Here is a 25,240-nt window from a genome sequence, read left to right as displayed (position 1 = left end):
GGTGATTGTGTGCCGCTGAACCTCCGGGCCGCGGCCCGGCTGGTCCGCGCCACTCAGCCGAGGAGACAGCATCGTGAGTTCCCCCGAGGCCGCGTCCCCGGGCGTGCTCGCCGCACATCTGCTCAAGGGGCAGAAGGCGCTGGTCACGGGTGCCAACTCCGGCATCGGCAGGGCGACCGCCGTCGCCCTGGGCCGGGCCGGGGCCGACGTGGTCGTGAACTACGTGACCGGGCCCGAGGAGGCGGACCGGGTCGTCGAGGAGATCACCGCCTTCGGCGTGCGTGCGGCGGCCTACGAGGCGGACGTCTCCGACGAGGACCAGGTCGTCGCCATGACGGACCGGATGATCGAGGAGTTCGGCACCATCGACATCCTGGTCGCCAACGCCGGCCTGCAACGCGACGCCCCCTTCACCGAGATGACGCTCGCCCAGTGGCGGAAGGTCCTGGACGTCAACCTCACCGGGCAGTTCCTCTGTGCGCGCGAGGCGGCCAAGGAGTTCCTGCGGCGCGGGGTCGTCCCGGAGGTGTCCTGCGCGGCAGGCAAGATCATCTGTATGAGTTCCGTGCACCAGCTCATCCCGTGGGCGGGGCACGTCAACTACGCCGCGTCCAAGGGCGGCGTCCGGATGATGATGGAGACGCTGGCCCAGGAACTCGCGCCGCGGAAGATCCGGGTGAACGCGATCGCCCCCGGAGCCATCGGGACCGCCATCAACCGCGATGCCTGGGAGACCCCCGAGGCCCGGTCGGACCTTCTCCGGCTGATCCCCCGGGCGCGTCGGAGACCCCGAGGACATCGCCCGGGCGGCCGTCATCCTCGCCTCCGACCTGATGGACTACGTCGTGGGCACCACCCTCTACGTGGACGGCGGGATGACGCTCTTCCCCGGGTTCACCACCGGCGGCTGACTCACCTCGCCCGCGTCGGCCCCGAAGAGAAGGTTGCCATGCGCGACACGGCCCACTCGCCGGTGCACGCCCCGCCTCGATCGTGATGCGGGACGGTGTCGTCGGCCCGGTCCACCGGGGCGGCCCGTCCCCCGACAGCGAGGGCGTGGTCGCCCCGTACGCCGTCGGCGACACCGTCTTCGGACCGCATCTCGTCCGGCACGTCCTGGCGTCCCGCCCTGCGCGGGGCGCCGTGTTCCGCGTGCGGTCCGCCGCCCTTCCCCGTCCGCCGGGACACGAGGCGCTGTTCGTGGTCCGGGTGGACAGCCGGCTGGAGCCGGTCACCCGAGGCGGTTGTGGTCACCGCCGGAGAGGGTGACCTGGTGCCCCTGGGGCCCGCGCGGACGCCCGGCGCGATCCCGGCCGGGTGAACGGCCGCGGCCCAGGGCTGGGCGGGCGACGCGTTCAGGGTGGTCCCGCGTCGCGGCGAGTGCGAGAGCGGCGAACGCCTGCCGGGAGTCGCCCTCGACGGCACGCGGGGTCGGTCTCTCGGGCGAGGACGACTCGCCCGTCGTTCCCGGCGAGGTCGGGCTACCGGTCCGGCCCGGCCACCGACCGCAGGGCCGCTGCCAGAACCTCCCCCGGGCTGCCGGACGCGTCGACGGTCAGGCCCGGCTCGTCGGCCTGGAGCGGGTCGAGGATGGCGTACTGCGAATCGAGCAGCCGCGGGGGCATGAAGTGGCCCTTGCGGTGTGCGATGCGCTCCCGGGCCACCGCACGATCGAGGGCCAGGTGGACGAACCACACGTCGGCCCCCGTGCGCCGGAACTGGTCCCGGTACTCCCGCTTCAGCGCGGAACAGGCGGCGACACCGCCGCGCCCGCTCGCCGCCGCCGAGCTGATCCACTCGGTGAGAGATGCCAGCCACGGCCGGCGATCATCGTCGTCGAGGGGGTGCCCGGAGGCCATCTTGGCGAGGTTGGCCGCGGGGTGGAGCTCGTCGCCCTCCAGGAACGGCACGCCCAGGTGCTGCGCGAGCTGTGTTCCGACGGTGGACTTCCCGGGGGCCGACACACCCATGACGACCACCACCCGTGCCCCGTGATGGATGCCGGTCAACGATTCTCCCTCGAGCGGTGGTGGAGGACTGGTACCCGTCCACTATCGCCCGTCACGCCCCGGCACGCGGCGCGAGGCCGTCCGCAGCACACCCCGGCCGGCTCCGAGCCCTCACCGGGCGCATCCGCCCATCGGGCACGGACAGCGGAGCCAGGAGCTGCGAGGAGCACACGCTCGGCACGATCAAGTCGCGCGCCGGGGCGGGGTCTGTCGAGGGCCTGTCGGACCCGCCGGTCGACGAGTGGCATCGGCACGTCGGACGAGGCGGTCCGCGCAACCGGGCTGCGGCGCGGCTTCATCGTCGTCCACCGACGCTCCGGCCGCGCAGCACAGGGACACGCCGTTCGGTCCCGCACGCGGACGGTCCGCGTGCGGGAGCCGGAGTTCAGGTGAGCGGATCGAGCGTCAGATACGCCTGCTGCGGGTTCCCGTCGTGGACCAGGGACTCGTGGTGGCCGACGTCGTCGAAGGCGAAGGCGTACGCCTTTCCGTCGGCCGTCCGGTCATGGACGATCCGGGCGTAGTGGTTGGTCACCGCGTCCTGGTAGAAGTTCGCCGACGAGGTGTCCGGCTGGTTGGGGTTGGTGAGCAGCGTCGAGCGGTTGAAGCCCGCGCACAGGGTGCGGGATATGGGGCCGCGTACCTGGTCGTTGGGGGCGTCGAGAAGCCGGTGGCAGCCGAAGACGCTGCTCGCGTCGGGTTTCTGGAAGCTCGTGACGACCGCGCCGGAACCGTTGGTGAAGGTCATGACGCCACCCGAGACGCGCCCGAAGTACTTGGTGTCGGGCTGGTCCCCGAACGGTGTGACGGTGAGCGTCGTCGTGGCGTACTTCTGCCAGACCCGGTCGATGTAGTCGTTCATGACCGACGCCGGAAGGGCACCGGTCTCCACCCCGTACAGCGGCGACAAGGCGCGCAGCACCGTGCCGTCCGACCGCGTCTGGACCAGCCCGCCCCAGCCGCCCGGCTGGGCCCGCAGCGCGTTGAACACCCCGGTGTAGCCGCCCGGCTTCAGTCGGCCGGTGGTGCTCACGCTGCCGTCGGCGCGCTGCACCCCGACCGCGTAGGGCGCCGAGAACATGTCGACCTGCGTGCTGTTGAGCCACAGGCCGGAGTCGTTGAGGGTGTACTCGGACCAGTTGAAGAGGATGTTGCGGTTCGGGTCGCTCGGGTTCTGCACGGCCGGCTGGACCAGACCGCCCGTGGTGAGGCGGAAGTCGAGCTTCTGCCCGTACGAGAAGTAGATCCGGCCGGACAGCTTGGGGATGCGGACCGTCTTGGACTGCCCGGCGGCCGGGCCGGGGATCGACGCGTCCGGTGCCGGGATCGGCGGGTTGCCGCCGGCCGGCCACGCGTGGAAGACGCCGCTCGCGTCGGCCCAGCCCTGCTGCCCCGTCGTCAGCGAGGTGCCGAGCGTGTAGACGTACACCGGGTCGCCGCGGCCGGAGCTGTTGGTGATCTTCAACGGGATCGTCGCGGGCACCGCGGCGTCCGCGGCCGGCGCGGAGCCGAACGTGAGCAGGGCGCCGAGCAGCGCGGCCGCCGAGGCCGCCGTCAGGAGCCGGTGTTTGAGGCTGGTGAGCACTCGCCACCTCCGTGCGGTGTGGGGGGAGTTGGTTCGGTGGGTTGGTCCGTACCTGTGGGTGAGAGCGCTCTCAGATTCGCGCCAGGGCGCGTGCATGTCAATGCGTGTGATGGCTGTCCACGCGTGCGACAGGGGACAGGCGGTGCCCGCCTGATGCGGACACCGCCCGGGGGTCGTTGAGGAGGGGGCCGTCAGAAAGTGCGCTCCAGCAGGTCCAGCAGCGCGGCCCAGTGCCGCTTGTCGCCCTCCGCGTGGTACGAAGCGGTGTCCGCCTGCGTAAAACCGTGCGTCGCATGGGGGTAGACCTCGCAGCGGTGCCGTACGCCCGCCGACGTCAGCGCGTCCTCCAGGCGCCGGACCTGCTCCGGCGGCATGGACGGGTCCTGGTCGGCGTGACCGAAGTACACCTCCGCGGTGATCCGGTCCGCCAGCAGGTGCGGGCTGTCCGGCGTCTCGGTCGCCGGCTGGGCGCCGTGGAAACCGGCCGCCGCCGCGACGCGCTCCGGGTACGTCCCGGCGGTGAGCAGCGCCAGCCGCGCGCCGAAGCAGTAGCCGGTCACCGCGACCGGGCCGTCCGCCACCTCGGGAAGCTCCGCCAGCCAGCGCAGGTACGCGCCGGCGTCGCGCATCGCGAGCTCGGGGGTCAGCGCCTGCCCCATCGGCATGATCTGCCGGAGCAGCCCGCCGCGGGCCTCGGCGTCGATGAAGTCGGGCAACCCCACGACCGGGGCGCGCCCGTGACGGCAGAAGACGTTCGGCACCAGGACGGCGTACCCCGCCTCGGCCGGCCGGTCGGCCATCGACGTCAGCTGCGGCCGCAGGCCGAAGGCGTCCATGAAGAACAGGACCGCCGGACGCGGGCCGTCGTCGCCGGGGAGGGTCAGGCAGGCGTCGGTGGTGCCGTCCTCGGTGGGGATGTCCACGACTGTTCCCCGTACGGCTGTCATGGGTGGGTGCGCCTCTCCGCGGGGTCGACGACGAAGGCCCGCCGGTTCGGCGGGCCCGACGGCGGCCATCGTGACACGCGCGGGCAAGAACCCCGTCGCCCGCCCCGCCCGCCGCTTACCCGTACTGCTCGAAGCGGGTGATGTCGCCCGCCCCGCGCCGTACGATCTCGGCCTCCCCCTCGGAGAAGTCGATCACCGTCGTCGGTTCGGTGCCGCAGTCCCCGGAGTCGACCACCCCGTCCAGGACGTGGTCCAGCCGGTCCTTGATCTCCCAGCCCTGCGTCATCGGTTCGTCCTCGTCGGGCAGGAGCAGTGTGCTGGACAGCAGCGGCTCGCCGAGCTCCGTCAGCAGGGCCTGGGTGACGACGTGATCGGGGATGCGCACGCCGACCGTCTTCTTCTTGGGGTGCTGGAGCATGCGCGGCACCTCCTTCGTCGCGGGCAGGATGAACGTGTAGCTGCCCGGCGTGGAGGCCTTGATCGCGCGGAACACGTTGTTGTCGATCCGCACGAACTGGCCGAGCTGCGCGAAGTCCTGGCACACGAGGGTGAAGTGGTGCCGGTCGTCCAGCCGGCGGATGGACCGGATCCGGTCGATGCCGTCCTTGCTGCCCAGACGGCAGCCGAGCGCGTAGCAGGAGTCGGTGGGGTACGCGATGAGCGCCCCCGACCGGACACTGTCCGCGATCTGGGAGATGGTGCGCGGCTGGGGGTTGTCGGGGTGCACGTCGTAGTACTTCGCCATCTGCCGAGCTTATGCCGGGGAAGCGGGCCCGGCGGACATGCGGTGCGGGTCCGTGCCGCCGGCTGCCCAGGGCCGAGACCACCGCCGCTCCCACATGGCCACGTTGACATCCCGGGTCCGCCGGGGAATTCGTGTCCGCCCGCACGGCACGCGCCCTCGCCCGTCCCGAGCCCGGTCGTCCCGGGAATCGCCCTGCCCGTCCTCCGCGGCTTCTCACCCCCCGTCCGCGGTCCACCCCGCGAAAGTCCCAGGCCACGCAGTTGACCTTGAGGTAAGGTCCCCGACCAACGTGCCCGACGCGGGCGCGCCGTGACGTGGAAGGAGCGGGAGAGACGTGGCCGGCCGAGAGGGTGAGGGCCGTGGCCCCGACGGGGCGGACGGCGTGGACGCGACGTGGGCGCAGGAGTTGCTCGACCACCTGCGGCCGGCCGGACGCGATGTCCGCAAGGTCGTCGCCTGGCTCGCCGACGCCGCACGCGCGGACGTGGCGCTCCAGGACGACACCGGCACGCTCCTCGCCGGTACCCCCGCCCCGCTCGACGAGGCCCCGGTCGCCGACATCACCTCCGGCCGGCTGGCCTCCGCCGCACTCCAGGACCACGGGCGCCACCTGCGGCTGGTCAGGGTCGAACTCCCGCATTCCGCCGCGGCCGGCGTCCTCGCCGTCTCCCGCCCCGCCCCCTTCGACCGGCGTACCGCCGACATCGTCGCCCACACCGCCGGGGTGCTCGAGCTGCTGCTGCGCGCCCGCGAGAGTGCCGCGGCGGTGAACCGGCTGCGACGCGCCACGTCGGATCTGCGGCTGGCGATCCTGCAACTGCTCATGGTCGAGGACACCGTCTCCGCCCGCCGGGTCGCCGCCGGGCTGTGGCCCGGTCTCCTCGACACGGACACGGCGAGCGTCCACGTCGCCGAGAGCCGCCCCGAGGACCGCGACCGGCTCGCCGAGGAGTGCCTCACCGCCACCTCGGAGCGGGCTCTCGTCGTGCGCTGCCCGGCCATGGACGCGCACGTGATCGTGGTGACGCCCGGCGAGGCCGCCGCCGCGGAACTGCGCAGGCTGGTGAGCGGCCGGCCCGGCACCTTCCTCGGCGGCAGCGCCCGGCAGAGCCTCGCCCAGACGGCCACCGCGTACGGCCAGGCCGTCAGCGCCCTGGCCGTCGCGCACTTCCGCCCGGACAAGTCGGCGGTGTACGCCGAACGCACCCACCCCGAACGCCTCATGGACCCGGCCGCCCTGCGCGGCTGGGCGGCCCGCGTCCTGCGCCCCCTCGACACGCTGCCGCACCACACCCGCGCCGAACTCCTCGCCACGATGCGTCTGGGGCTGGAGTTCACCGCCGTCAACGCGGCCTTGGTGCTCGGCGTCAGCCGCAACACCGTCCGCGCCCGCATGGAACGCGTCGAGGGACTGCTGGGCGCCGACCTGTCCGACCTCACCGTCCGGGCCGCCGTCCACCTGGCCCTGAACACCCAGGCCGGCCTCGCCCAGCAGCCCGACGGCCAGGACGGCGCGGACACCCGGCTGGCCGATCTGCTGGACGGGCCCGCCCTGCACACCTGGGCCGGCGAGCTCCTGGGCCGCCTGGACAGCGACACCCGAAACCCGCGCCGCACCCTGCGCACCTGGATCGCGGCCGGCGGCAACGCGGAACGGGCCGCACAACTGCTGGGCGTCCACGCGCAGACCGTGCGCGAGCACGTGCGCAGTGCCGAACCCGTGCTCGAACGGCAGCTTCTGGCCGGGGGCAGTGACCTCTACGAGGTGGTGCTCGCCCACCTGGCGCTCGGCGACCTCGACCGGCCGGCCCTGTAGGGGCGAATTCGGGCCATCCGGACGCACCTGTGCACGGGTGAGTCCTCGCGGCGACCGATCGGGCATGGACGCGGTTCACAACGAGCCGACCCGGCACGTAGGTTCGAGACGGGCCGCAGGGGCACGACCGGAACGGGGGACCGGTCGCGCCCCGAGCGGCCCGGCCGCACGCCCCGCGCCCCGCCGCCGGCCGGCCCGAAGCGATGAGCGACGGCGCACCTTCCGTCGACCGGGGACGCCCGGAACACCTTCACCAGCAGTGAGTTGTCGTCCGACGCGGCCGTCAGCCCCCGCAGAGCGGCGCCAGCACCGACAGGCTGCCGTTGGCCTGACGCAGTGCCAGCTCCAGGGTGGTCGGCGAGTGCAGCTCGCCGGTGCCGTCGGGCGGGATCAGCCACTCCAGGAACCGGGTCGACCGGTACGGCGGCGGCACCGCCACCCAGGAGCCCTCGCCCGCGTGCCGCAGACCGGCGCCGATCCACTTGCTGTCCGGGTCCGGCGGCAGGAAGAAGCCGACCCGGTGGGCGGCCGTGTCCACCAGCGTCGGTCCCGGCACCGGCAGCGTGGGCCGCCACAGCAGGTCCAGGGTGAGCAGGCCCAGCTGGTCCGGAACGCTCAGCACGTCCCAGAAGCGGCCGGCCTCCAGCAGGGCTATGCCCTCGCCCCGGTCCCAGTCCCGTTTGCATGCCCTGGGGTCGGACGCGGCGGCGGCGAGCCACTCCACTCCGCGCGTCCAGACGAGATCGCTCATGTTCCGCTCCGGGGGATGTCCGCTCGACCCGGGTGCGGGCCGATCCGGCATATGCATGCTGGTAGATATTTCTATCCGGCGGAAGGGGTGGCGCGGCCTGGCGTTTGCGGCGGTTCTGTTCGAGGCCCGTTCCCCTGCTCGACGTACCGCGGGCCCGCCTGTGTGCCCGTCGGGCAGAGGGGTACCCGTGCCGCGCTGAGGGGTCCGCGCCCGAAGGATCCCGTCGAACCGGCGAAGGAGGAGGCCCGGATGACCAGTGGCACGGAGACCGGCGGCGTGACCGGCACGCCGGACAAGGACTACAACCTGATCTGGTACGTGGAGGCGTGTCTGAACAACGCGCTGCGCCTGGAGACGTACATCCAGGACGCGGAACGCGACAAGGACTCCGAGGTCGCGGAACTGTTCCGCAAGGCCCAGGCGGACAGCCGCAAGGGGGCCGAAATGGGCAAGGCCCTCCTGCGCTCCCGGCTCGCCGGCGGCTGATCCGGCCCGCCGGACGGCCGGGGCCCGGGCACCGACGCGCGACGCCGGTGTCCGGGCCCGCGTGCGTGTGGGGCGAGCCGTCGGCCGACGGGGTGGCTTTTTGTCGGCCGACGGACGGCTGTCGCCGTGCACCTTGACGGCCAGTGGCGTGTTGCCCCGCCGGATCCGGGGCTCGGCGCGCCCTCCTCCCCCGCGTCACCTCACGGCAGCGGCTGTTCCGCCCAGATCACCTTGCCGCCGGGCAGGTAGCGTGTGCCCCAGCGTTCGGCGAGCTGTGCGACCAGGAACAGGCCGCGCCCGCCCTCGTCGGTCATCGCCGCGTACCGCAGGTGCGGGGCGGTGCTGCTGCCGTCGAAGACCTCGCAGATCAGGCTCCGGTCGCGCAGCACCCGCACCCGGATCGGCGTGCCGCCGTAGCGGATGGCGTTGGTGACCAGCTCGCTGAGGATCAGTTCGGTGGTGAACGTCAGCTCCTCGAGGCCCCACTCGGTCAGGCGTCGCGTCACCGAGGCGCGTACCTCGGCGACGGCCGCCGGATCGGACGGCACGTCCCAGGCGGCCACCCGATCCGGACCCAGGGCCTGGGTACGGGCGACGAGCAGGGCGATGTCGTCGCTCGGCCGGTCCGCCGGCCGTGAGGCCAGCACTGCCCGGCAGGTGTCCTCCGGTGACGGGCCCGCCTGTTCCAGGGCGGTGCGCAGCAGGTCGAGGCCCACGTCGATGTCCCGTTGCCGGTCCTCCACCAGCCCATCGGTGTACAGGACGAGCCGGGTGCCCTCCCCCACCTCCACCTCGGCCGTCTCGAACGGCAGACCGCCCAGGCCCAGCGGGGGACCGGCGGGCACGTCGGGGAACTCCACGCTGCCGTCGGGCTTCACCAGCGCCGGCGGCGGGTGCCCGGCCCGGGCGATCGAGCAGCGTCCCACCACCGGGTCGTAGATCGCGTACAGACAGGTGGCGCCCGTGACGGGCGCGCTGCCGCCTTCGGCCTCCTCGTCCTGGTCGATCCGGGCGACCAGTTCGTCGAGCAGTCCGAGCAGCTCGTCGGGCGCGGGGTCCAGGGAGGAGAAGTTGTGCACCGCCGTGCGCAGCCGGCCCATCGTGGCCGCGGCGTGCAGGCCGTGCCCCACCACGTCCCCCACGACCAGGGCGACCCGGGCGCCGGACAGCGGCAGTACGTCGAACCAGTCGCCGCCGACCCCGGCCTGCGCCGGCAGATACCGGTACGCGATCTCCAGGGCGCTCTGCTCGGGCAGCCTGCGCGGCAGCAGACTGCGCTGCAGCGTCACCGCCATGGTGTGCTCGCGTGTGTAGCGGCGGGAGTTGTCGATGGACACGGCGGCCCGCGCGACCAGTTCCTCGGCCAGTGCCAGGTCCTCCGTGTCGAAGGGCTCGGCGTTGTCGGAACGCCAGAAGGTGACCATCCCGAGGATCAGGGAGCCCGCCCGCAGGGGAGCGGTGATCAGCGAGTGGATCCCGTAGTCCAGGGCCTGCGAGGTGAGGTCGACGTCCTGCGCCTGCCAGCCCGGCGCGTCCCGCAGGCGGGGCTCGAGGGTCGCCCGCCCGGCGAGCAGGCTGCGGGCCTGCGGCGAGGTGTTGACGAACCGGATCCGCCGGCCCACCGGATACAGCGGCGGGTCCTTGTGCACGCCCGCCAGGGCCGTGCGGCGCAGATCGGTCCGGGACTCCGGCTGCTCGCCGCTCAGCACGGCCTCGAACAGGTCCACGGTCACGAAGTCCGCGAACCGGGGCACCGCCAGCTCCGCCAGTTCCTCGGCGGTACGGGTCACGTCCAGGCTGGTGCCGATGCCCGCGCCGGCCGCGTACAGCATGTCGAGGCGTTCCCGCGCCACCTCGGCCCGGCCGGACAGGGCCCGCAGTTCGGTCGAGTCGCGCAGGGTCGCCACGCTGCCGTGCGGGCCGCCGCGCAGATGGGTGCGCCGCTGGTTGACCGCCAGCAGCCGGTCCTTGACCAGTCGCACCTCGTCCGTGACGACCCGCCCGGAGCTCAGCAGCTCTGCGGTGTCCGCCGGCAGTCCGAGGTCGTCGACGCGGCGGCCCTCGGCGTCGTCCGGCAGGCCGAGCAGCCGGCGGGCCTCGTCGTTGGCGAGCAGCAGGTCGCCGTCGGCGCCGACGATGAGCACGCCCTCCCGAACGGCGTGCAGCACCGCGTCGTGGTGCTCGTACATCCGGGTCATCTCACGCGGCCCGAGGCCCCGGGTCTGGCGCAGCAGCCGTCGGCTCACCAGCGCCGTGCCCGCCGTGGCCAGGACCAGCGCGCCCGCCGCGGTGAACAGCACCAGCGGCATCTGCCGGTTGGCCGCGCCGCCCACGTGCTCGGTGGTGATGCCGGCCGACACCAGGCCGACCACCCTGCCGTCGGGCGCCTTGACCGGCACCACGGCCTGCACCAGCTGCCCGATCGTCCCCTCGATCTCCTCGACGACGCTGCTGCCGGCCAGCGCGGGCCCCAGCGAGCCGACGAACTGCTTGCCGATCCGGTCCGGGATGGGGTGCGTGTACCGGATGCCGTCGGTGTTCATCACGACGATGAAGTCGACCTTCGCCGCCTTCCGGGCCGCCTCGGCCCGTGGCTGGAGGATGGCCGTGGGGTCGGGCGCGGCCAGTGCCGCCCGGGTGCCCGGCGCGTTGGCGAACGTCTCGGCGACCGCCAGGGACCGGTTGCGGGCCTCCATCGTGCTGTCGTAGCGGCTCTGCAGGACCAGGGCGACCACGGCCACCACGACCAGCAGGAGGACGATCACGACCTGGAAGACGAACACCTGCCCGGCCACGCTGCGCCCGCTGAGCGCGGAGCGCACCGCCGCGGCGGGATTTCGCCACGGCCGGTCACCCCGCCGTCCGTCCGGCCCACCGCCTGCGGCCGACCGCGACCGTTGCGTGCTCAGCCCGGGGGCAGGCGTGCCTGCGGCGGGCGCTGGAGCGGGGGGACGGGTGGGCCGAGTCCGGGATCGGCCCAATTGCCGGACCATGTGCCCTGTCTACACTGCCGAGCCCGGGGAGGCGAGGGAAGTCACGCCCTGCGGTGTGGCGGGCGCGACCTGTGAGGGCGCCGGCGCACGGTGCTCAGCCCACCGTTGCGGTCCGGCGGGCGGCGAGGAGCAGCGCGATGTCGTCGGGCCGGTTCGAGGCGCGCCGGGCGGTCGCCGTCAGCCGGTCGGCCACGGTCAGCAGGGAGCGGCCGCCCGGTAGGCCCGACGTGGCACCGGCCTTGGCCAGCGCCGTCCGCAGCGCGCTGATCCCCTCGTCGATGTCGCAGCCGGCCCGCTCGACGAGCCCGTCCGTGTACAGCGCCAGCACGGCACCGGGGTCCATCACCAACTGGCTCACCGGGTACTGGGCGAGCGGATCGACCCCGAGCACCACGCCGCCGGGAAGGTCCAGCACGAGCGTGCGGCCGCCGGGCCGGCGCAGCAGCGGCGGCGGATGCCCCGCGCGGGCCACCATGGCCAGCCCGGTGACCGGGTCGAGACGGACGTAGCAGCAGGTCGCGAACTGGCCGGGGTCGAGATCGATGAGCAGGTGGTTGGTGCCGCTCATCACCTCGTCCGGCGGCCGGTCGTCGAGCGCGAACGCGCGGACCGCGCTGCGCAGCTGACCCATGGTGGCCGCGGCCTGCACCCCGTGCCCCTGCACGTCGCCGATCACCAGGGCGAGCCCGTCCCCGGCCTCGACGACGTCGTACCAGTCGCCCCCGACGTCCATGCCCTGCGTTCCCGGCAGGTACCGGCCCGCCGTCTCCACCCGGGGATGGACCGGCAGCCGCCGGGGGAGCAGCGCACGTTGCAGACCGCGGGCGAGCGCCGCCTCGGTCTCGTAGCGCTGTGCCTTCTCCATGGCGTGCGCGACCAGCCCGGCGAGCGCGGTGAGGACTGTGCGTTCCTCGGTGCTGAAGCTGCGGGGGCGGTCGAAGCCGAGGATGCAGGAACCGATCGGGCGCCCGGACGCGATCAGCGGCAGGAAGGCGCGGGCGCCCTCGACGGCGTCCAGCGGGATGCCGGGGTAGGTGTCCGCCAGCTGCCGCATCGAGTCGAAGAACAGCGGACGGCCGGTGGTCAGCGTCTCCACACCGGGTAGCCGGGCGTCGAGGCCCACGCCTTCGAAGGGTGCGAGGAACCCCGGTGGGAAGCCGGTCTCCCAGGCCAGGTACAGGTGCCGCTCCTGGAGCAGGTAGATGGCGAGGCGGCGGCCGCCGAACGCGGGCAGCACTTCCTGCATCACCACGGCGGAGACCTGCCGGGCCGTGGTCGCCTCGGTCAGCGCGATGGCGAGGGCGATCGGCCGGTGCACCAGTGACCTCGCCGCCACGTCGTCAGCGGCGGCGTCGGCCGCCGGCTCGGGTGCGACCGGGTCCCGCGAGCCGCGCGGGGCAGGGGCGATGACGCAGGTCAGCAGGTCGGGGCCGGGGTGGACGGAGAGGGACAGCCAGTCACCGTCGTACGGCTCCACGTCCCGGGTCTCGCAGGCCCGTTCGCCCGGCGGTGGCCGTCGGACGCGGAAGTGCACGGGCTCGGGCGACAGCAGCGCCGCCCGCAGATGGTCCTCGCACGCCGGCTGGCCCAGCCACGGCACGCCCTCCCACAGCGCCTGCCCGAGGAACCGCGCCCGAGGCTCGGCCAGCAGTTCGGCGGCGCGCTGATTGGCGTACACGATCAGGCCCAGCCGGTCCAGGCAGAACACTCCCTGGGGCAACTGGTCGGCGGCCGCGCCGGCCACCGAGCCCGTGTCCAGCACGATCCCGCCGACCGGTTGGTCCGGATCGGGGAAGGCGGCCTGCGGACACCACAGCTCCACCAGCCGGGGCGCGCCCTCGGCGGTCCGCAGGTGCAACGGCCCGGACGGCTGTTTGCCCCGGGCCGCCTCCTGCAGCAGTTCCACGAGCCGGTCCGCGTCCTCGGCGGCCACGGCCCGGACCAGCGCGTCCGCACTGCACGGCTGTTCCCCGGCGGTCAGCCGCATCAAAACGCGCGCGCTGTCGTCCACCGTGACGACGTCGGTCGCCGGGTGCCAGTCGAAACGGCCGATCCCTCCCGCCGTCGGACGCGTCCCGGGCGGACGCAGGCACAGCGGCTCGTCGTCCCAGGCGAGCGGCACTCCCGCGGCGTCCAGCCGCCGCATGGCGACCCCCAGCTCATCGGCGATGGCGGCCAGCCGGTCCTTCTGGGTCAGCAGTTCGCCGACGTCGCACACCGGCGGCACCAGCACGGTCAGGACGCCGCACGGCGCGGACTTCCCCATGACGGGCACGTTGATCGTTCCCACGGCGTACGGCAGCGCGGCCGCGAACTGCGGATAGCGGCGCATGCTCTCGGTGGTGTTCGGCAGCATCACCGTCACGCCGAGCCGGTAGGCGTCCGAGACCGGGAACCGGCGGTCCGCGTGCAGCCGCCACCAGGGCCGGTACAGTCGAACGGGCAGGCCCACGAGGACGGCCAGGCGCAGCACACCGGGAGAGCCGGAGGGGAGATAGACGCCCGCGGCGCGGCCGTCGGCGGCGCGGACCGCTCGGCCCGCGGCGTCGGCCAGCAGCGCTGCCGGCCCGCCGGGTGTCGCGTTACCGCCCTCGGCGCTCCCAGTCATCGGCCCTACCTCGTCCCTGCGCGCGTGGCGCAGGCGACACAGCAAGGATGCGCCTCGACGGCCCTCGGGCGCACCCGGGCGGGCATGAGTCCGGGGCCGCACGCGAGGGTCCGGCGCGGAGGAGCGGCCCGGACAGCGCGGGTCCGCCGGACGGTGGACCGGATTCCGAGCGGCTGCCCGGAGCGCCTCAGGACGTCCGCAACGTGCGTTTCGCGAGCTCGTACGCCGGAAGCATCGCCTGGTGCTCCGCCGTGTCCAGCCCGCCGAGGTGCAGGACGACCGGGCCGTCCGGCGTGGTCACCGCGAGGGCGCGCTCCGTCTTGGTCCCGTCCGTCAGCTCGCTGTCGTACAGGTACTCGACCTCGGTGCCGTGGAGGTCACCCGTCGCGAACGGCTGGTACGTCTCCTCGCCGACGCCCTTGTCGGCGGCCAGGAACGCCTCCAGTACGGCACGCGTGTCGGTGTCGCCCGGCTCGCCCGTGAAGACCCGCAGGAAGCCGATGTGGCCGGCGGGCTTGGCGTCCACCTCGCAGGCCGCGGTCACCGGTCCCTGCCGCCACACCAGGTCGGCGAGCTCCTTCGGCGCGTCCTGCGCGACGGCGACCGACTCCGCCTCCCAGCGCGCGGCGATGTCGAAGGTGACGGGCAGCTCGCAGGCCGATCCCACCGTCCCGATCGTGCCGCCGCTCTCGGCCTCGCCGGACGCCGGGGTCGCGGTCGCCGGGTCCGCGGCGGCCGATGTGCTCGCCGCCGCCTCGGCGTCGCCCTCCGCCGGCCCGCCCCCACATCCCGTCAGCAGCCCTGCCACCACCGCCGCGTGGACCAGCCCCCGCCACGCGTTCCCCGCCCCCACCAGCACCGCCGTGTCTCCTCCCGGTCGAGGCGGGCACTGTATCCCGGGCGCCGCCCGGGACAGCCCGCGGGCCCGTGACTCAGCGGGCCAGCGCCGCCCGCGCCGCCCCGACCGCCTGCTCGGCGTAGGACCGGCCGAACAGCACGGCGTGCACGAGCAGCGGGAAGAGCTGGTGCAGCGGGACCCGTTCGCGCCAGCCGTCGGCGAGCGGGGCGGCCTCCTGGTAGCCGTCGAGCACCTCGTCCAGGTGGGGACAGCCGAACAGACGCAGCATGGCGAGGTCGGTCTCGCGGTGCCCGCCGTGCGCGGCCGGGTCGATGAGCCAGGCGTGCCCGTCGGCGCCCCACAGCACGTTGCCGTTCCACAGGTCGCCGTGCAGCCGGGCGGGCGGCTCGGGGGGCCCGGCGAGCTCCGGGAGCCGCTCGCAGACCCGCTCGACGACGCTCGCCTCCCCGGCGCGGAGCGTGCCGTCGTCCACGGCGGCGCGCAGGTACGGCAGCACGCGGTGCTCGGCGTACCAGCCGGGCCAGTCGGTGCCGGGCACGTTGCGCAGGGGAGCGAGCCCGATCGAGGCGTCGCGCGGTCCGCCCGGCGGCGCGGCCCCGAACGCCTCGGCCCCGCAGGCGTGCAGCGCGGCCAGGTCCCGCCCGAACCGCGAGGCCGTGCGTCCGTCGGGCCGGCCCTCCGGCACCCGGTCGGTCACCAGCCAGCGCCCGTCATGGCCGTGCACGGCCGGAACCCGCACCGTGCCCGCGGCACCGAGCCACCGCAGGCCCGCCGCCTCTGCCCCCACCCCGCCCGGCGCGTCATGGCGTTTCACCATCACCACCCGGCCGTCGTCGAGGATCGCCTCGACGAGCGTGCCGGACAGCGGCCGCAGGCCGGTCACCGCCCGCCCGGTGAAGCGGGCCGCCGCGCCCTCGGGCCCCTGGTCGCTTCCGTGCACGGCCCCACCGTACGACAGCGCGGAACCGCCGACTTGCGGTATCGGCAAAGGCATTTGTCCTGGAGTCCCGGCCGGGTGAGGCTCGGTCCCAGGACGCCGCACCGGCCCCGACAGCGCCCGAGGAGAGGCCATGACCGAACTTCCCGCACCCACCGAGCCCGCCGCCTTCTGGGAGGCCCGCTACCGCGACACCGACCGTGTGTGGAGCGGCCGCCCCAACGCCCTGCTCGTACGCGAGGCGGCCGACCTGGAGCCCGGTACCGCCCTCGACCTCGGCTGCGGGGAGGGTGCCGACGCGGTGTGGCTGGCGTCCCGGGGCTGGCGGGTCACCGGTGTCGACATCTCGTCCACCGCGCTGGAACGGGCCGCGCTGCACGCCGCCGACGCCGGGGTCGGCGACCGCACCGCCTGGGAACGGCACGAGCTCGGCCGCACCTTCCCCAAGGGCGCCTTCGACCTGGTGAACGCCCAGTACCTGCAGTCCCCGGTGGGCCTCGACCAGCAGGGGGTGCTGCGACGCGCCGCCGAGGCCGTCGCCGACCACGGCACGCTGCTGATCGTGATGCACGCCGGCTGGCCGTCGTGGCAGACGGAGCCGCCCTTCGAGGCCGTCTTCCCGACCCGGGAGAGCGTCCTGGCCGAACTGGCGCTGCCCGAGGGTAGCTGGACCGTGAAGACGGCGGAGACCGTACGGCGGACGAGCGTCTCACCCGAGGGGGTGGAAGGGTTCCGGGAGGACAACGTGTGGCGGCTGCGGCGCCTGTGAGGAGTCACGGCGGGAAGCCCGCGGGAAACCCCGCGAGTCCCTGAACTGCGCGAACCGGCACCGGCGGCCCGCCCCGAGGAGGCACCGGCACCTCACACGGACAGCTCCGTGTGACCGGCAACCGCCACGGGAACTCGTCGGCCATGACCGAGCAGGCAGCACTCCACGCGTCGTACTGGCTCGACACCCTCCCGCCCGGTGACCCGGCACCGCCGCCCGCCGACGACGTCACGGTCGACGTCGCCGTCGTCGGCGGCGGCATGGCCGGGCTCAGCACGGCATGGGAACTGACCCGGCGCGGACACGGAGTCGCCGTGCTGGAGGCCGACCGGATCGCCGCCGGCGTCACCGGCCACACCACCGCCAAGATCAGCGCTCAGCACACCCTCATCTACGACCGGCTGCGCCGCACGCGCGGCAAGGACGGGGCGCGCCTGTACGCGCGCTCGCAGACGGAGGCCATCCACCACGCCGCCGAGATCGTCCACGAGCTGGGCATCGACTGCGAATGGGAGGACACCGCCTCCTACACGTTCGCGCTGGGCCGCCGCCGCATCCCCGAACTGCGGGCCGAGGCGGAGGCCGCCAAGGAGGCGGGCCTGACCGCCGAGTTCCTCACGGAGACGGACCTGCCGTTCCCCGTGGCGGGGGCGGTCCGGGTCGCGGACCAGGCCCAGTTCCACCCGCGCAAGTACCTGCTGGCGCTGGCCGACGCGATCCGCGCCGGGGGAGGGCACCTGTACGAGGGGACGCGCGTCGTCGGGCTCACCGAGGGCGAGCCGTGCGTGCTGACCACGGAGGAGGGCACCCGGGTGACCGCCCGGGCGGTCGTCGTCGCCACGCACTACCCGGTCTTCGACCGCGCCCTGCTCTTCACCCGCCTCTCGCCCCGCCGGGAGCTGGTGATCGCCGCTCCCGTCGACGCCGTCAAGGCGCCCCAGGGTATGTACATCACGCCCGAGCACAACACCCGCTCGGTGCGCACGGCACCGTACGCCGACGGGAAACGGCTGCTCATCATCACCGGCGAGCACTTCACTCCCGGCAGCGGCGAGGACACCGAGGAGCTCTTCGCGACGCTCACCAGCTGGGCCGAACGCCACTTCGGCCCGCTGCGCCTGAGCCACCAGTGGGCCACCCAGGACAACGAATCCACCGACCACGTGCCGCTGGTCGGCCCGCTGCACCCCGGGAGCCGTCACACCTACGTCGCCACCGGCTTCGGCGGCTGGGGCATGAGCGGCAGCATCATGGCCGGCCGGCTGCTCTGCGACGAGATCACCGGGCGCGAGGCGCCGCCGTGGAGCGAGTTGTACGACCCGCGCCGCATCGCGCCCGTGGTGCGCGAGGGCGGCCAGTTCATCCGTCACCAGGCCAAGGTCGCACGGCACTTCATCGGCGACCGGCTGCCGGGCCTGACCCGACCGGGTCCGGACGACCTCGCCCCCGGCGACGGCGCCGTCATGCACGTCGATGGCCGGCGCTGCGCGGTTCACCGCGACGAGGACGGTCGCCTGCACGCGGTGTCCGCGCGCTGCACCCATCTGGGCTGCCTGGTGTCGTTCAACCGTGCCGAGCAGGCCTGGGAGTGCCCCTGCCACGGCTCCCGCTTCGCCCCCGACGGCGAGGTCGTCCAGGGCCCGGCGGTACGGCCGCTGGAACAGCGGGACATCTGAGACGCGGCAGCCCGCCGGAGACCGCCGACAGCGCCCGGGCGGGGCCCGGAAACGCCGCCGAGGGCGTTCTCGTCGCCTCGCGCGCAGGTGCGGGCGACATGATCTGCACGCGACCGGCATCCGGAGGGCCACGCACGCCATCGGTGACGCGGCGGTACGCCACGTCCTCGACGTGGTCGCGGCCCTGGGCCCCGGAAGCCCGCGGGGCGCATCGCGTGGAGCACATCGAGACGGCGGGACGACCTGCGCCGCGCTTCGCCGAGCCGGGCGTGGCGGCGTCCTGCAGCCGCCGCACACCGCCTGCACCCGCCCCGACGGCACCGACGAGTGGGGTCCCCCGCCGCCGGGGCTCCGGGAGGCCGCGCACGCCTGGCGGCTGCGCGACCTGCGCGACGCGGGCGCCATGGTCGCCCGCGGGTCGGGCGGGGTGAGCGGCCGGGCGTTTGGGCCGCGCCCCGGGGGCCACCCGGACAGTGACAGCGAACTCCGCCGACGGCTTGGAGAACATCGTGGCGCGAGAGAAGAAGGCCAAGGCCAAGATGGAACAGGCCAAGGGGAAGGCCAAGGAGGCGGCCGGCCGCGCGGTCGGCAACGAGCGGATGACCGCCGAGGGCAGGATGGAGCAGTCCAAGGGCGATGCTCGTCAGGCCAAGGAGAAGACCAAGGACACGTTCAAGCACTGATCGGGTGAACGACGAGGAGCGGGTCTCCGGCGGGTGCCGGGGACCCGCTCCACGTGTGCGCGGCGACTCGGATTCCGCACGGAGGACACGGACCAGAACTGGCTCGCGCGATGGTCGACGTGCGTATGGTCGCCGTGTCCGGGACAGTCCGGGCCGGGGCTGCGCCCCGAAGGCCGTGGTCGCGGCCCGCCCGGCCGGCGTGCACGGGGAGTCCCGGCCCCAGGGCGGGACCGTACCCGTGCCTGCTCAACTCTTCCTCCACCTTCGCGGTCGACCGGCCATCGGCATGACCACTGATCAGCAACGGGGAGCGCACGCGAACCCTTCCCCTCGGACGAGCCCGGCGTTCGACCGTCGATACGAGCGTTTCCGGCCGAATTCACCGCGTGACTGGGCAGACACGTGCCGTGCGGACGGCGCGAGTCGTCCGCACCGACCTGTTCCTGCCCGAGATGTTCGAGGCCCCCGGCTACACCTCCCCAACGACGCCGCGCAAAGGCGGTGAAGAACCTCAGGGGCGTGCGCGTGAAGGTCCGCGACACCCCGGCGATCCCATGCGCCGGTCTGCGCGTCCCGCAACCGGGGCCACGCCGCGGTCTCCCCCGCGACCGCCGAAGGAGCCGCCGCATGACCACCGCCATCGACACCGCCGGCGCCACGGACCCGCTCGTGTGGCGTGCGGGCTTCATGAAGCGCGTCCCCCGAGCGGTTGCCGGTGGCCCGGTGGCACGGCGACGTCCCCGTCCCGCCGGCGCGGGGGACGGGGACGTCCGTTCGTCATTCTCGGTCCTGGGCGACCAGCGCCGGCGTCGACGGCGTCAGCACCTCACCGCGGAAGAAGGCCGGGCTGCGCCACCGCATCACGGTCATGATCACCAGGCCCAGGGCCAGCAGCCCCACGCCGATCACGAACACCGAGCCCACACCCAGCACGGACGAGCCGCTGCCGTACGCCGGGTCCCACATGTCGATCAGCGTCTTGGCGAACACCGCCGCCAGCAGCACGCCGCCGAGCACCGGGAACAGCCCCTTGAACACCAGGTCGCGGCCGGAGCGCAGCAGTTCGCCACGGAAGTACCAGGCGCACGCGAAGGCCGTCAGAGCGTAGTAGAAGCAGATCATCAGGCCGAGCGCGTAGATGGTGTCGACCAGCACGTGCTCGCTGACCAGCGTCATCACCGCGTAGAACACGCCGGTCGCGACGCCCGCGGTCACGGTGGCCCGCCCCGGCGTCTTGAAGCGGGGGTGCACCCGGGCGTACGACGCCGGCAGGGCCTCGTACGTCGACATCGCCAGCACCGTACGGGCCACCGGGATGAACGTGGTCTGCAGGCTGGCCGCGGCCGACGCGAGCACCGCGACGAAGAGCAGGATGCCGAGCGCGGGGCCCATCACCGGGCCGGCCAGCGCGGCGAAGACGTTGTCGGAGGTCTCCGGGTTGGCGAGGCCGAGCCCCTGGTCACCGGAGCCGACGACCATCTGCGCCGCCACACCGGTGGCGAGGTACGAGCCGACCAGCACCACCATGGCGACCAGCGCCGCGCGGCCGGGGGTACGGGTGCTGCCGCTGGTCTCCTCGTTCGCGGTCAGGCAGGCGTCCCAGCCCCAGTACATGAAGATTGACAGCGACAGGCCCGCGGTGAACGCGCCGAACGACTGCACGGCGAACGGATTCAGCCACGACCACGAGAACTCCGCCGACGTCGGGAACTCGGCGCTTCCCGCCTTCCCGAAGGCCATCGCCACGAAGACGGCCAACACCAGCAGCTGCAACGCCACCAGCGCGTACTGCACGCCCTTGGTCGCGGTCATCCCGCGGTAGCTGATCAGTGTCGCGACCGCGATCAGCGCGAGACAGGTGACGATGTGGACGGCCTTGTTCCCGTCCAGCGCGGCGACGGACTCACTGCCCGTGATCTCGCCCGCCAGCAACCAGAAGTACGAGGTGGCCACGCCGGCCAGGTTCGACAGGACGATGATCGTGGCGATCACCAGGCCCCAGCCGCACATCCAGCCCAGGCGCGGCCCGAACGCCTTCACCGTCCAGGTGAAGGAGGTGCCGCAGTCGGGCATCGCCTTGTTCAGCTCGCGGTAGGCGAAGGCCACCAGCAGCATCGGCAGGAAGCCCGCGAGGAAGACGGCGGGCATCTGCACGCCCACCTCGCCGGCCGTGGAGCCGAGCGTCGAGGTCAGGCAGTACACCGGGGCCACGGTCGACACACCGATGACCGCGCTGCCCAGCAGGCCGACGGAGTTCCCGCTCAGGCCTTTGGCGCGCATCCCCTCGGTGGGGGGCGCGCCCTTGTCTCCGGCCGGGGGCCGTACGTCCAGCTGAGTCATGAGCAGGACGTTAATTCCTGCGGTTTTCGTGCCAACTCCTCGTGACGCCGACCTCGACGGCCTCGAGAGAATCGACTATTCATTGGTGGACATCGCATTTGACCTGGGATTGGAAGGCTCGCCGTCCACTCGGTGCGCCACTTCCCAAGCCGACGTCTGGGTGTCCGATATTCGGTAATCGCAGCGAGGCCCGATGCGGAGGGTTCCAGTTCTTCCCTGTGATCCGCGCCACGTCGGGCCTCACCCTCGTTCACACGCGTGCGGCGAACCGCTGCCAGACCCGGTGACTCTTCAGCAGCCCCGTGACCTCCTCGAGCGCCCCGGTGCCCTCCTCGCCGGTCACCACGCCGGGGGCGTCGGTGGGGACGCCGGCGGGTAGGGGTCGCGCTGGGCCCGCGGCTGCGGGTCGGCCCCGGTCGGGGCGCCGGTGGGGCTCACCGTCGCGGGAGCGGCCTGATCGGGCTAGGGGGGCCAACAAGGTAATGGGGGAGCGGCCCGCTGGGCTCGGTGGGCTCGTGCACGGTCGGTGACTCGGCTCCGGGCCGGCCCGGCACCCCCTCCGCGGGCCCGTCGTCGCCCAGGGCGGCCGCGGCCTTCTCGGCCACGGCCCTTGATGCACCCGCCGCTTCCGCGCCGGGGATCCGTTCGTGGCCGCCGCGTACGCACTGCTCGCCGAGGAGTGGCGCGGGGCACGCCGCCCCGTGCGAGGCGCCACCGGGCGCGACAACGCCCCGCGTCCGGTGCCACCAGTCCCCGATCCCCCGAGACGTGCCGGTACGACCGTCACATGCGCTGCCACAGCGCCGGCGTCCCGGCCGGCGTCCAGGCACCCTGCGCCTGGTGGGCCTGCAGGCACTGGTAGACGACGCCGTCGTGCGTCACCGTGGCCCCGACCGGGTAGACGCGCCCGGCGGCCCATCCGTCGCTCCCGCCGCCCTGCGGGTCCGGCGTCGCCGCACCGGTGGACGCCGTCTTCAGCGTGAGCCCGAAGTCGCTGAGGACCGGGTTGATCGGCTGGTAGAACGTGGTGCCGCCGCTCGTGCAGTCACCGGTGCCGCCGGAGGTCATGCCCTGCGCCTGCGCGCCCGCGATGAACGGGCCACCGGAGTCGCCCGGTTCGGCGCACACCGTCGTCCGGGTCAGCCCGTCGACGACGCCCTCCGCGTAGCTGACGCTCGTGCCGTGCTGCTCGACCTTGCCGCAGTGCCAGCCCGTGGTGGAGCCGGACCGGCACACCGACGCGCCGACGAGCGCCTCGACCGAACCGCCGACCTGCACGGTCTCGCCGCCCTCGCCCTTCACGTCGGCCGTCGCGGTCCAGTCGTTGTTCACGCCGACCCACGCCATGTCCTTGCGGGGGAAGGTGGAGGCCTGGAAGGTGCCCTGTTCGGCCTCGTTGTGGCCGGTGGTCCGGTCGCCGGGGTCGCCGCAGTGGCCGGCGGTGGCGAAGCCGCGCTGCGCGCCCTTGCTCACCGAGAAGCCGACCGAGCAGCGGGCCGCGTCGTTGATGTAGTAGGCGTCGCCGCCGGTGATGTTCTCCAGCAGTCGCGGCCGCTTCGTCGTCACCCGGACGTCCACCTGCTCGGCGTCGAGGCGGGCCGCCGCGGCGAAGGTGGCCGCGGTCGTCCTGCTCGCCGCCTCGATCACGACCCGGTTCTTCGGCATGTCGACGTACCACTGCGGCGTGTAGCGCGTGCTGACGCGGGTCGCGGCCTTGTCCAGCCGTTCCTTGACGGCCGTGAGATCGCTCAGGGACGCCTTCACCACGGCGGCCTTCGCGCCCTGCCCCTGGATGGTGGTCACGTCCGCCTTGCTGGTGGTCGCCACGGTGAGCGTGCTCGAGGTGGCGCCGGTCACCCACGCGCCGGCGAAGCGCTCGCCCAGCGCGAGCCGGAGCCGGCCCGCACGGGTGCCCGCCTCCGCCTCGTTCACCAGCCGCGTCGCCGCCTGCTGCGCGGTCAGGCCCAGGTCACGCTCCAGGGCACGCAGCACCTGTGCCGACGGTCTGTCGGCCCCGAGCGTCTGCGTCGCCGAGGGCGGCGGACCCGCCGCGGGCGGTGGCTCGGCGGCCGCGGTCGAACCGATTCCGCTGAGCACCAACGTGCCGACCGCGACCAGCACCGTACGGCGCCCGGTCGCGGCATGTCTGTGCAGCATGCGCATGGTCTCCTTCCAGTCAGGTACGGGGAGAATCCGTCCCGAAGCCCTAGGGCTTGCCTGGAAGGGGCCGCGCGATGTCCTTCGCGCGGCGGTTTCGCGCTTTGGTGACGGGCAGGAGCGCCAAGTGCAGTACGGCGCGCCCGGGCGTGGCGTCCGTCCACCCGCGGTTACGGCACGCGCGCGTTCACCGGTACGTGGTAGACGTGGAAGGCGCGGCCGATCACCGGCTGCGCGACATTGCGGACGCGAACGCCGCCGCTGGTCATGCCGTGCTCGGTGCCGGCGTGTGCGTGCCCGTGCACCGCGAGGTCGGCGCCCGCGGTGTCGATCGCCTCGGCCAGCAGATAGCTGCCCAGGAACGGATAGATCTCCAGCGGCTCGCCGGCCAGCGTCTCCGGCACGGGGGAGAAGTGCGTCAACGCGACCCGCACGTCGCAGGTTTCGCCGGCCAGCTGCTCCAGCGCCGTGCGCAGTCCGTCGGCGCACCGGCGCGAGTACCGCACGAACTCCTTCATCAGCGGCTCGCCGAACTCACCGGCGTTGCGCCCCACGAAGCCGCCGCCGAAGCCCTTGGTGCCGGCCACCCCGATGCGCATCCCGCCGGCGGTCACGACCGTGGCCCGTCCCTCCAGCACATCGGCACCGGCGTCCTCCAGGATGGCCGTGACCTCTTCGGGGCGCTCGTCGTGGTGGTCGTGGTTGCCCAGCACGGCGACGACGGGCACGCCGAGGTCCGTGATCTCCCGGGCCACCACGCGGGCCTCGTCCGGCGTTCCGTGCCGGGTGAGGTCCCCGGCGAGCAGCAGCACGTCGGCACAGTCGGGCAGCGTTTCGAACGCAGGGCGCAGCGCGCCCTGGCTGTCGGGACCCATGTGGATGTCCCCGACGGCGGCGATCCGGATCATGCGATGTCCTCCGCGTGATCGGGCGACGAGCAGTCGGTCACCACGAGGTCGTCGTGCACCGGCAGCCCGGTGAGCTCCTCCTGGGCGATGCGGCGCACCTCGTCACGGCACTGGGCGGAGGGCACGGTGCCGGTGAGCAGCACCGCCTCGCCGCGTACCTCGATGCGCACGCCCAGCTCACCGAGGTCCCCGGCGGCGAGCCGGTCACGGAGGTGGGCGACGCGGTACTCCAGGTGCTCCGGGCCCGCGGCGGCGGGCGCGCGCTGTGCGTCGGGGCCGGTCATGGCTGCTCCTCCCGAGGAGTGATCACGTTCAGGCGTTCGAGCAGGAACAGGAAGGCGGCGGCCATCGCTTCGTCCCCGACGTCCCCGCGGATCCGCTCCCAGTCGACCTTCTCGCGCAGCGCACGGGCGATCGGCAGCACCGCGCCGAAGTCGCAGTGGTGCTCCGAGAAGGCGGCGAGCAGGCTGGACAGCAGGTCGGTCGGCGCCAGCACCGGCATCCGCACCGAGTCCACCGGGATCTCCTCCGACCGTTGCAGCATGCCCGTCGACACGGGCCGGTGCGCCAGCTCGAAGATGATGTCGATGTCCTGCCCGAAGCACGTCGACTTCAGCAGCCAGTCCTCCGGCGGCGTGCGCACCGGCAGCCCGGCGTCGCGCAGCGTGGCCGCGACCGCGTCGGCGTCCTCCGGCCTGATGCAGAAATCGGCGTCGTGCTGCAGGTTCTCGCTGGCCCCGTGCGCATAGGCGGCCACACTGCCCGCCAGCGCGAACTCGTGCCCGCCCCGCTTCAACAGCGTGCCGACCTGCTTGGCGGCTTCGAGGATCGCCTGGTTGCGATCTCGCGGCAGTTCGTGCGTCTCCTCCGGTCCCGGCTGCTCGACGGGCGGCTGTGCCGCCAGCCGGAGACCGGCCCCCTCGGCACGTGGGGCGAGCGTCGCGTCGTCGCCGTTCTGCACCATCCCGATC

19 protein-coding genes and 2 pseudogenes are annotated in these 25,240 nt (G+C 73.5%); 7 read left to right on the top strand and 14 right to left on the bottom strand.

Annotated features, from left to right (window positions below; translation table 11 throughout):
- Positions 1–118: 118 nt before the first annotated feature.
- Both IPT68_RS02705 and IPT68_RS02700 read left to right on the top strand, forming a co-directional pair.
- Positions 119–911: pseudogene (locus tag IPT68_RS02705) on the top strand (SDR family oxidoreductase).
- Positions 912–996: 85 nt separating this feature from the next.
- Positions 997–1,269 carry a hypothetical protein gene (locus IPT68_RS02700; protein WP_189701563.1) on the top strand — a complete coding sequence of 91 codons (273 nt, stop codon included), beginning with the start codon at positions 997–999 and terminating at the stop codon, positions 1,267–1,269.
- Positions 1,270–1,481: 212 nt separating this feature from the next.
- Here IPT68_RS02700 and IPT68_RS02695 read toward each other — a convergent pair whose 3' ends face one another.
- The 4 genes from IPT68_RS02695 to IPT68_RS02680 form a co-directional block, all read right to left on the bottom strand.
- Positions 1,482–1,970, bottom strand: a complete 489-nt coding sequence (locus IPT68_RS02695; protein ID WP_189701621.1) for a gluconokinase — start codon at positions 1,968–1,970, stop codon at positions 1,482–1,484.
- A 424-nt stretch (positions 1,971–2,394) separates the two neighbouring features.
- Positions 2,395–3,594, bottom strand: a complete 1,200-nt coding sequence (locus IPT68_RS02690) for a glycoside hydrolase family 64 protein (RefSeq protein ID WP_189701564.1) — start codon at positions 3,592–3,594, stop codon at positions 2,395–2,397.
- A gap of 191 nt (positions 3,595–3,785) precedes the next feature.
- Positions 3,786–4,541: a dienelactone hydrolase family protein gene (locus IPT68_RS02685; protein ID WP_189701565.1), complete on the bottom strand. Its 756-nt coding sequence runs from the start codon at positions 4,539–4,541 to the stop codon at positions 3,786–3,788.
- A 115-nt stretch (positions 4,542–4,656) separates the two neighbouring features.
- Positions 4,657–5,286 (bottom strand): L-threonylcarbamoyladenylate synthase, encoded by a 630-nt coding sequence (locus IPT68_RS02680; protein ID WP_189701566.1) that lies wholly within the window; start codon positions 5,284–5,286, stop codon positions 4,657–4,659.
- A 334-nt stretch (positions 5,287–5,620) separates the two neighbouring features.
- Here IPT68_RS02680 and IPT68_RS02675 point away from each other — a divergent pair.
- Positions 5,621–7,143 (top strand): annotated as a pseudogene (locus IPT68_RS02675) (helix-turn-helix domain-containing protein).
- Between the two features lie 242 nt (positions 7,144–7,385).
- Here the strand turns inward: IPT68_RS02675 and IPT68_RS02670 are convergent.
- Positions 7,386–7,853 carry a hypothetical protein gene (locus IPT68_RS02670; RefSeq protein ID WP_189701568.1) on the bottom strand — a complete coding sequence of 156 codons (468 nt, stop codon included), beginning with the start codon at positions 7,851–7,853 and terminating at the stop codon, positions 7,386–7,388.
- 249 nt (positions 7,854–8,102) lie between these two features.
- Between IPT68_RS02670 and IPT68_RS02665 the strand changes: the two genes are divergently transcribed.
- Positions 8,103–8,339: a hypothetical protein gene (locus IPT68_RS02665; protein ID WP_189701569.1), complete on the top strand. Its 237-nt coding sequence runs from the start codon at positions 8,103–8,105 to the stop codon at positions 8,337–8,339.
- A gap of 200 nt (positions 8,340–8,539) precedes the next feature.
- Here IPT68_RS02665 and IPT68_RS02660 read toward each other — a convergent pair whose 3' ends face one another.
- From IPT68_RS02660 to IPT68_RS02645, 4 genes are all read right to left on the bottom strand, one after another.
- Positions 8,540–11,134 carry a SpoIIE family protein phosphatase gene (locus IPT68_RS02660; RefSeq protein WP_228040718.1) on the bottom strand — a complete coding sequence of 865 codons (2,595 nt, stop codon included), beginning with the start codon at positions 11,132–11,134 and terminating at the stop codon, positions 8,540–8,542.
- Between the two features lie 292 nt (positions 11,135–11,426).
- Positions 11,427–13,940, bottom strand: a complete 2,514-nt coding sequence (locus IPT68_RS02655) for a SpoIIE family protein phosphatase (protein WP_189701571.1) — start codon at positions 13,938–13,940, stop codon at positions 11,427–11,429.
- 187 nt (positions 13,941–14,127) lie between these two features.
- A complete protein-coding gene (locus IPT68_RS02650; protein ID WP_189701572.1) occupies positions 14,128–14,799 on the bottom strand; it encodes a lipoprotein in 672 nt (223 codons plus the stop codon).
- A 73-nt stretch (positions 14,800–14,872) separates the two neighbouring features.
- Positions 14,873–15,739 carry a fructosamine kinase family protein gene (locus IPT68_RS02645; RefSeq protein ID WP_228040207.1) on the bottom strand — a complete coding sequence of 289 codons (867 nt, stop codon included), beginning with the start codon at positions 15,737–15,739 and terminating at the stop codon, positions 14,873–14,875.
- Positions 15,740–15,869: 130 nt separating this feature from the next.
- Here IPT68_RS02645 and IPT68_RS02640 point away from each other — a divergent pair, with 130 nt between their 5' ends.
- From IPT68_RS02640 to IPT68_RS02630, 3 genes are all read left to right on the top strand, one after another.
- Positions 15,870–16,505, top strand: a complete 636-nt coding sequence (locus IPT68_RS02640; RefSeq protein WP_189701574.1) for a class I SAM-dependent methyltransferase — start codon at positions 15,870–15,872, stop codon at positions 16,503–16,505.
- A gap of 143 nt (positions 16,506–16,648) precedes the next feature.
- Positions 16,649–18,181: an FAD-dependent oxidoreductase gene (locus tag IPT68_RS02635; protein ID WP_189701575.1), complete on the top strand. Its 1,533-nt coding sequence runs from the start codon at positions 16,649–16,651 to the stop codon at positions 18,179–18,181.
- 539 nt (positions 18,182–18,720) lie between these two features.
- The gene (locus IPT68_RS02630) at positions 18,721–18,864 is read left to right on the top strand and encodes a CsbD family protein (protein WP_407699470.1); all 144 of its coding nucleotides are present in this window, start codon (positions 18,721–18,723) and stop codon (positions 18,862–18,864) included.
- A gap of 777 nt (positions 18,865–19,641) precedes the next feature.
- Here the strand turns inward: IPT68_RS02630 and IPT68_RS02625 are convergent.
- The 5 genes from IPT68_RS02625 to IPT68_RS02605 form a co-directional block, all read right to left on the bottom strand.
- Positions 19,642–21,204, bottom strand: a complete 1,563-nt coding sequence (locus IPT68_RS02625; RefSeq protein ID WP_189701576.1) for an APC family permease — start codon at positions 21,202–21,204, stop codon at positions 19,642–19,644.
- 783 nt (positions 21,205–21,987) lie between these two features.
- Entirely contained in the window at positions 21,988–23,361 is a 1,374-nt protein-coding gene (locus IPT68_RS02620; protein ID WP_189701577.1) for a carbohydrate-binding protein, read from the bottom strand.
- Positions 23,362–23,531: 170 nt separating this feature from the next.
- Positions 23,532–24,269 (bottom strand): metallophosphoesterase family protein, encoded by a 738-nt coding sequence (locus tag IPT68_RS02615; protein WP_189701578.1) that lies wholly within the window; start codon positions 24,267–24,269, stop codon positions 23,532–23,534.
- A complete protein-coding gene (locus tag IPT68_RS02610) occupies positions 24,266–24,553 on the bottom strand; it encodes a BON domain-containing protein (RefSeq protein ID WP_189701579.1) in 288 nt (95 codons plus the stop codon). The genes IPT68_RS02615 and IPT68_RS02610 overlap by 4 nt, the downstream gene beginning before the upstream one ends.
- Positions 24,550–25,233, bottom strand: a complete 684-nt coding sequence (locus IPT68_RS02605) for a nucleotidyltransferase family protein (protein WP_189701580.1) — start codon at positions 25,231–25,233, stop codon at positions 24,550–24,552. The genes IPT68_RS02610 and IPT68_RS02605 overlap by 4 nt, the downstream gene beginning before the upstream one ends.
- Positions 25,234–25,240 lie beyond the last annotated feature (7 nt).

The organism is Streptomyces chromofuscus, assembly GCF_015160875.1.
Lineage (GTDB): Bacteria > Actinomycetota > Actinomycetes > Streptomycetales > Streptomycetaceae > Streptomyces > Streptomyces chromofuscus.
This window is presented reverse-complemented; position numbering and strand designations above follow the sequence as displayed.